General features: G+C 65.1%; 2 protein-coding genes. Both read right to left on the reverse strand.

The features are described 5' to 3' along the window. Positions 1-17: 17 nt before the first annotated feature. Positions 18-800 (reverse strand): IS630 family transposase, encoded by a 783-nt coding sequence (locus F0L68_RS40320; protein ID WP_223199576.1) that lies wholly within the window; start codon positions 798-800, stop codon positions 18-20. Further along, entirely contained in the window at positions 689-1,204 is a 516-nt protein-coding gene (locus F0L68_RS44035; RefSeq protein ID WP_223199577.1) for a helix-turn-helix domain-containing protein, read from the reverse strand. The genes F0L68_RS40320 and F0L68_RS44035 overlap by 112 nt, the downstream gene beginning before the upstream one ends. Positions 1,205-1,314 lie beyond the last annotated feature (110 nt).

Consider the following 1,314-nt stretch of genomic DNA (forward strand, 5'->3'; position numbering starts at 1 on the left):
CTAGTAGATTGTCGCTTCTAACGTTTGGGGTATAGGTGGCGGAGTCGGGTGCGGGCATCGTCGGTGGTGAAGTGCCAGTCGACCTGACGCTGGTTGGCGTTGGTGGCCTGTTGCCAGGCGGCGAGTTCGGCGTTGAGTGTGTCGAGGTCGGCGATGCGGCGGTCGAGGCATTGGCGGCTGAGTGCGGACAGCTCGATCTCGGCGATGTTGAGCCAGGACCCGTGTTTGGGGGTGTGGTGGATCTCCAGGCGCTGGGCCAGCGCGAACGCGGTGGCCGGGTCGAACGCCTCGTAGAGCGACGCGACGGTGTGGGTGTTGAGGTTGTCCATCACCAGTACGACCTTCTCGGCCTCGGGGTAGTCGACGGTCAGGAGTCGTTCGACCTGCCCGGCCCAGTCGATCTTGGTCCGGCGGGGTTGGGCGTCCACCCTCCGCCACCCGCCCAGGGGTTCGACCCAGCAGAAGATCGAGCAGGTGCCATGGCGGACGTACTCGCTGTCCTGCTGGAGATCCCGTCCCGGTGTGGCGGGGATCGGGTCGCGGGCGTGCGCCAGGAGCTGGTAGGGCTTCTCGTCCATGCACACCACCGGCCTGGCCGGGTCGTAGCCGCGGGCATAGACCGCGAGAACGTCCTCCATCGCCGCGGCGAAGGCCGCGTTCGCCTGGGGCGGGATCGTCCAGCACTTCCTCAGGTGAGGACGCAGTTCCGTTTTTTTAACACCCGTCCGATGGTGGAGTGATCCAGATCCGGGATGTCCTCGATGAGCGCGACGTGTTTCTCCAGCAGCCGCAACGACCACCGCCCAAATCCCGACGGCGGGGCCGAGCAGGCCAACGCGATCAACCGGGCCTCGACCTCGCCGGTCACCACCGAGGCCACCGGCGGAAGCTCGCGCTGCTTACGTGAGATCGTGGCGTGCACGTCACCGCCGGTCTCGGTGAACCGCTTGGCAACCAGGCGCAGCGTCTCGCCCGAGACCTCCAGTCGCGCCGCGATCACTTCCTTCGGATCGACCACGCCACCTGAGGTGTCCAACGCCAGCAGTACCCGCGCACGCATGATCATCGAAGCCGGGTGCACACCTGTCCTGGTCAGCCGAACCAGCTCGTCACGATCCGACTCGGTCAGCACGACCGGACGCTTCTTCTGTGAACTCATTACACCAGTCCTGCCCTGCAGAGAAAGCTTGCCGGACAGCACCATCCCACCAAACCACGCCAGAGATAAGCAACGACACACTACTAGAGCGGTGAGGGCCTAGTAGACCGTCCCGTCTAATCTTTGGGGTAGAGGTGGGGGAGTTTGGTGCGTGC

Origin of the sequence: Solihabitans fulvus (genome assembly GCF_008386585.1) — a bacterium.
GTDB lineage: Bacteria > Actinomycetota > Actinomycetes > Mycobacteriales > Pseudonocardiaceae > Solihabitans > Solihabitans fulvus.